At 50.8% G+C, this 5,156-nt stretch carries 6 protein-coding genes; 4 read left to right on the top strand and 2 right to left on the bottom strand.

The window, feature by feature from the left end; all coding sequences use genetic code 11:
• Positions 1-651, top strand: a 651-nt coding sequence (locus tag B2310_RS07060) for a FumA C-terminus/TtdB family hydratase beta subunit (protein ID WP_290729948.1), incomplete at its 5' end; no start/stop codon positions are given.
• Between the two features lie 101 nt (positions 652-752).
• On the opposite strand, the gene B2310_RS07065 is transcribed toward B2310_RS07060, so the two are convergent.
• Positions 753-1,361 carry a hypothetical protein gene (locus B2310_RS07065; RefSeq protein WP_290729950.1) on the bottom strand — a complete coding sequence of 203 codons (609 nt, stop codon included), beginning with the start codon at positions 1,359-1,361 and terminating at the stop codon, positions 753-755.
• Between the two features lie 305 nt (positions 1,362-1,666).
• Between B2310_RS07065 and B2310_RS07070 the strand changes: the two genes are divergently transcribed.
• Together B2310_RS07070 and B2310_RS07075 are read left to right on the top strand one after the other, a co-directional pair.
• On the top strand, positions 1,667-1,858 hold the full coding sequence (locus B2310_RS07070) for a hypothetical protein (RefSeq protein WP_141100396.1): 192 nt from the start codon (positions 1,667-1,669) through the stop codon (positions 1,856-1,858).
• 122 nt (positions 1,859-1,980) lie between these two features.
• Complete coding sequence (locus B2310_RS07075; RefSeq protein WP_290729978.1) at positions 1,981-2,262, top strand: PIN domain-containing protein; 282 nt, start codon at positions 1,981-1,983, stop codon at positions 2,260-2,262.
• A gap of 144 nt (positions 2,263-2,406) precedes the next feature.
• On the opposite strand, the gene thrS is transcribed toward B2310_RS07075, so the two are convergent.
• Positions 2,407-4,344, bottom strand: coding sequence for a threonine--tRNA ligase (gene thrS / locus B2310_RS07080; protein WP_290729952.1), 1,938 nt, complete (start codon positions 4,342-4,344; stop codon positions 2,407-2,409).
• Between the two features lie 627 nt (positions 4,345-4,971).
• Here thrS and B2310_RS07085 point away from each other — a divergent pair.
• Positions 4,972-5,156: AAA family ATPase (locus B2310_RS07085; RefSeq protein WP_290729954.1), on the top strand; the 185-nt coding region annotated here is incomplete at its 3' end.

Consider the following 5,156-nt stretch of genomic DNA (forward strand, 5'->3'; position numbering starts at 1 on the left):
CTCTGGCTCGAAAAGATGGAACACCATCCGGAAAACTATATTCCGGCAGGCAATGCCGTGAACCTCGCTCCGGCTGTGGAAATCGACCTTGACCGCCCGATGAAGGAAGTGCTCGCCGACCTCACCAAGTATCCGGTGAAGACGCGCCTCAGCCTCAAGGGCACGATGATTGTGGCCCGCGATATGGCCCACGCGAAGATTGCAGAAATCTTCGACAAGCAGGAACGCGGCGAAGAACTCACCGACGAAGAAAAGACCGTGCTCAAGGTCGTGTCTGACCACCCGATTTACTACGCCGGCCCGGCCAAGACTCCGGCAGGCATGCCCACGGGTAGCTTTGGCCCGACGACCGCCAACCGCATGGACCCGTACGTGATGCGCTTCCAGAGCAAGGGCGCTTCGATGATCATGGTCGCGAAGGGCAACCGCAGCCAGGACGTGACCGACGCCTGCAAGAAGTACGGTGGATTCTTCCTCGGCTCCATCGGCGGTCCGGCAGCCATCCTCGCTGAACAGAACATCCTCAGCAACGACATCGTGGCCTTCCCGGAACTCGGCATGGAAGCCATCCGCAAGATCACCATCAAGGACTTCCCCGCCTTCATCCTCGTGGATGACAAGGGAAATAATTTCTTCGAAGGCTTGATCTAAAAGCTTGTTATCCCCGCCAGCGGGGATCTCCCTTTTCAATAGAAACGCCCCGCAAGTTTGTGCTTGCGGGGTGTCCTTGTATGTGAAAATTTGAGGAGTCTCTAGTTTTTGAATTCTACGCTCTCGATTGCCTCCAGGAGCGTTGCCTTAACATCCGTGTCGTAAGTTAAACTACGCATGAAGGCGATGATAATATTTCCTTTTGGTGTTAATCTTGATGCGATGCAGATGTCCTTTGGCGTTCTTATTTTGTAGCATCTGTATGTATACTTTTTTTCGGAATTATAATCGGCATCGACAAGGTTTTCTTTTGTAAAACTTGGGAAGAAATCTTCGTAAGCAGAAAAAATTTTGGTTGTCTTCAATGAATCGCTTATATCGTTCTGAAAAACTTCTGGGTTATTTTGCGAAGCTTTGCTATATGAAGCGAGTCTGAAACCCATTTCTAAATCTCTATTATCTAACGTCACAGAAGCTATTCCTTTAGTGGTGTCATGAATGGCGTTTCTGTAATCGAAACGACCGCTGACATAGAATGGGGTGTCGATTTCAAGTTTTTCTGGCATCTCGGTTGCAATAAATGCCTTTGCTGTTGATGTACGGACGTAAATGAGCATTTTCCCAAGAATGATTGGACGCATGCTTGTTCCCATCAAAATGGCGCAACTAGAAAGAACAAGTGTCGTGAAAATAAGTAAAATCTTTTTCATGAATACCTCTTTTAGGTTATGTTGAAATAATAATAAATTTTATACGAATAAAAAGCAGCCCCCTAGAGAAGTCAGATTGAATGACTTTGTCTGTAATTGTGCGCCACTCGCCGGGCTTTAAGTTGCCGAGCGGGATGTTGCCCTTGGTCTATACGACCAAAGACCGACCAAAAATTTTACAAAAAGGAGCAGTTTTGTGTAGAAAACGGCGAATTTGTGCCATTTGGTAAAGCAAACGGGCTATTCCTACTTGGAAAGGGGAGGCAGTCCAAGCCTGAATAATGTATATTATGGAGGAGGTTTATATGGAAGATCTTGTTCTGACAATTCCAACCCAAGATTTGGGTATCATGGAAACGCTAGCGAATCGCATGGGCTGGACTGTGCGGTCTAAGCGAAGCATCGTCCAGAAATTCGTCGATTCATGTCCCAAGACCCCGATGATGACCGACGAAGAAATCGCCGCTGAAGTCAACGCTGTTCGATACGGGAAATGAAGGTCCTGTTCGACACAAATTTGTGGATATCATTCATGATAGGCAAGCGGCTTGCTTCGCTTGCCGATGTTTTATGCCGTAATGATGTTCAAGTTTATATGAGCGAATAACTGCTAGACGAAATTCAAACTGTGGTCGCTCGTCCGAAATTTAACGTTATTATTTCTCAAGAATCACGGCAATCGTTTGTTGACATGGTGGATAATGTTTGCCATTGGACTCCAATCACAATACAGGCAAAATCACCTATCAGGGACATCAAGGATCTCTTTATATTGTCAATGGCAGAAAGTGTTCCTGTTGATTTTATTATAAGCGGAGACAAAGATTTGACTGAGCTGAGAAGTCATGCAGGAATACCGATTCTTTCGTATTCAGCGTTTTTAAACAAATTAGGTTTATAAATGAAAAATGCAGGCTCAACCGAGTCTGCGTTTTAAGTTTTAGATCCTGCTCCTTCGAACCTAACTCAACTAAGGCTACAAGTAGCCAAGTTTCGTATATCGACTTCGGCGCAACACGCCTCCGTTCAGGATGACAATTTGCGATTAGCGAACAACCTTGCGGTCGTCTTCCGTCATCTTGAGGAAGTCAGCAACGGTCATTTGACCCTTATCGCCTTCCTTTCTCTTGTTGACAGCGATGAGACCTTCAGCCTGTTCCTTTTCGCCTACAATAATCTTGTACGGAATCTTCTGCAGTTCGCACTGGCGGATCTTGTAGCCGAGCTTTTCGTTGGATTCGTCGACTTCCACGCGGACACCGGCGTTCACGAGTTCGCGTTCTACGGACTTCGCGTAGTCAACGAACTTCTCGGAAATCGGGAGCACGCGGGCCTGAACCGGAGCGAGCCACAGCGGGAAATCGCCCATGAATTCTTCAATCAAAATGCCGAGGAAGCGTTCGATGGAACCCACGGCCGCACGGTGCAGCATCACCGGAATGTGCTTCTGGTTGTCCTTGCCAACATACTCGGCGCCGAGACGCTGCGGCAAGTTGAAGTCCACCTGGATAGTACCGCACTGCCAGTCACGTCCGAGGCTGTCCTTCAGCGTGAATTCGAGCTTCGGGCCGTAGAAGGCTCCTTCACCCGGGTTCAAAATGTAGTCGAGGCCAGCGAGCTTCGTCGCTTCGGCAAGGGCGGCTTCAGCCTTGTCCCAGATTTCGTCGGAACCCACGCGCTTTTCGGGGCGGGTGGAGAACTTCACCACGATATCGTCGAAACCGAAGTCGTGGTAAATTTCCTTGACGAGGGCGCAGAAGTCGGCCACTTCGCTTGCAATCTGGTCTTCGGTACAGAAGATGTGGGCGTCGTCCTGCACAAAGCCGCGCACGCGCATCAGGCCGTGCATGGTACCGGCAGGTTCGTAACGGTGGCACTTACCGAATTCGGCAAGGCGCATCGGCAGGTCACGCCAGCTGCGGAGACCCGTGTTGAAAATCTGGATGTGGCAGGGGCAGTTCATCGGCTTCACGGCCATTTCCACGTCGCCAGCGAGCGTCTTGAACATGTTCTCGTTGTACTTGTCGGCGTGGCCGGACTTGATCCACAAAGTCTTGTTCACGATTTCCGGCGTGATCACTTCGAGGTAGCCGCGACGGTCAATCTTACCGCGGATATAGTCCTTAAGGGCGTTCACCATCTTGGTGCCCTTCGGGTGCCAAAACACCATGCCCGGAGAATGGTCTTCAATGTGGTAGAGGTCCATTTCCTTGCCGATCTTGCGGTGGTCGCGCTTTTCGGCTTCTTCCAGGAACTTCAGGTAAGTTTCGAGACCTTCCTTGTCAGCAAAGCAGGTGCCGTACACGCGGGTCAGCTGGTCGCTGTTCTGGTCGCCGTGCCAGTAGGCGCCCGACATCGAGAGCACCTTGAAATTCTTGAGCTTGCCGGTAGAAGGCACGTGGGGGCCGGCGCAGAGGTCTTCAAAGTTCTTGCCCGGTTCGCCAGTCACGTAGAAGCTGAGAGTGCCGTCGCTGCCTTCGCGGGCGAGAGCGCGCTGCGCGTTATCCGTCTTGTACTTGTCGCCCTCGGTGCGCTTCAGGCCATCGGCGGCGCTGACTTCGCAACGGGTAAACGGACGGTCTTCCTTGATGATTTCCTTCATGCGCTTTTCGATGCGCTCAAAATCCGACTGCTGGATCGGGGTCGGTGTCATCAAATCGTAGTAGAAACCCTTGTCGATAGCCGGACCGTAGGCGAGCTTGGTGCCCGGGAACAGGTCGCAGATGGCTTCGGCAAGCACGTGGCTGCAGCTGTGACGCAGGAGCATCAGAGCATCCGGGTCGTCGTTGCTCGGCGTGATAATCTTGATGGTGCCGCTCTCGGTGAGCGGGCGCGTGAGGTCGAGGACCTTATCGCCGAGTTTGACGCCAAGCGCCTTGCGTGCAAGACCTTCGGAAATGCCCTTCGCAATTTCGAGGCCGGTGGTGCCCGATGCTACGGAACGTACGGAGCCATCGGGGAAAGTGAGTTCGATTTGAGACATAAATAATCCTTTTTGTGGGCGGTTCTCGCCCGGTTCCCCAGAAATACGACATCTGGCGGTGCGCGCAAATGTAGCATTTGGCTTGCGTTTCGGCAAATAATACTGTCCCGATTGTCGCCCTGGAGTACAGCGTTAGGGGCTAAACGTGTCATTCTGAGCGGAGCCCGTAGGGCGAAGTCGAAGAATCTAGTCCTGATTATACAAAGGGGAAAGCCTTCCCCTCGCTTCAACCGCCTTCGGCGTTTTCCGCTACCCTTTCGCCTAGGGGCCCGGCCCCTAAAACCCCCGATAAAACTCTACACCCTATATAGCGCCCTTTTCTCGGCGACGCAAAGTTCTGTTTGTTTGCTGCGTTTTCTGAGCCTCATTTTAGGGTCAAGCGTCATCTGGATTCCCATGGCGTTCAGCACCTTGAAAATTGTTTCAAAGCGCGTCTCGCGGTGTGGCCGATGGCTCGGAGGAACAGCGTGGGGTCATCAGATTCGCTGACTAAAATTGGCGAAATTTACGTAAAATCGGCAAATTTTCACTTTTTCGGTGGGAAAAACGCGACTTTAATGCACTAATTCGGTTGAAAAAGTGCGTTTGCACATTGACAATTCGGTCGGAAAAGTGTAGTTTTAGAACATGTTCAAGCGAAAAATCCTTAAAGAATTCGAAAATTGGAAGATTTCGGGGGGCAAAAAGAAGGCCCTGGTCGTCAAGGGAATGCGTCAAATCGGCAAGACATCCAGCGTCCTGGAATTCGCCCGCAGCAACTACGAGAACGTCGTCTATATCAACTTTAAGGAAAATGAAAATGCGAAGAAGGT

Source organism: Fibrobacter sp. UBA3629 (assembly GCF_002374005.1).
Classification (GTDB): Bacteria; Fibrobacterota; Fibrobacteria; order Fibrobacterales; family Fibrobacteraceae; genus Fibrobacter.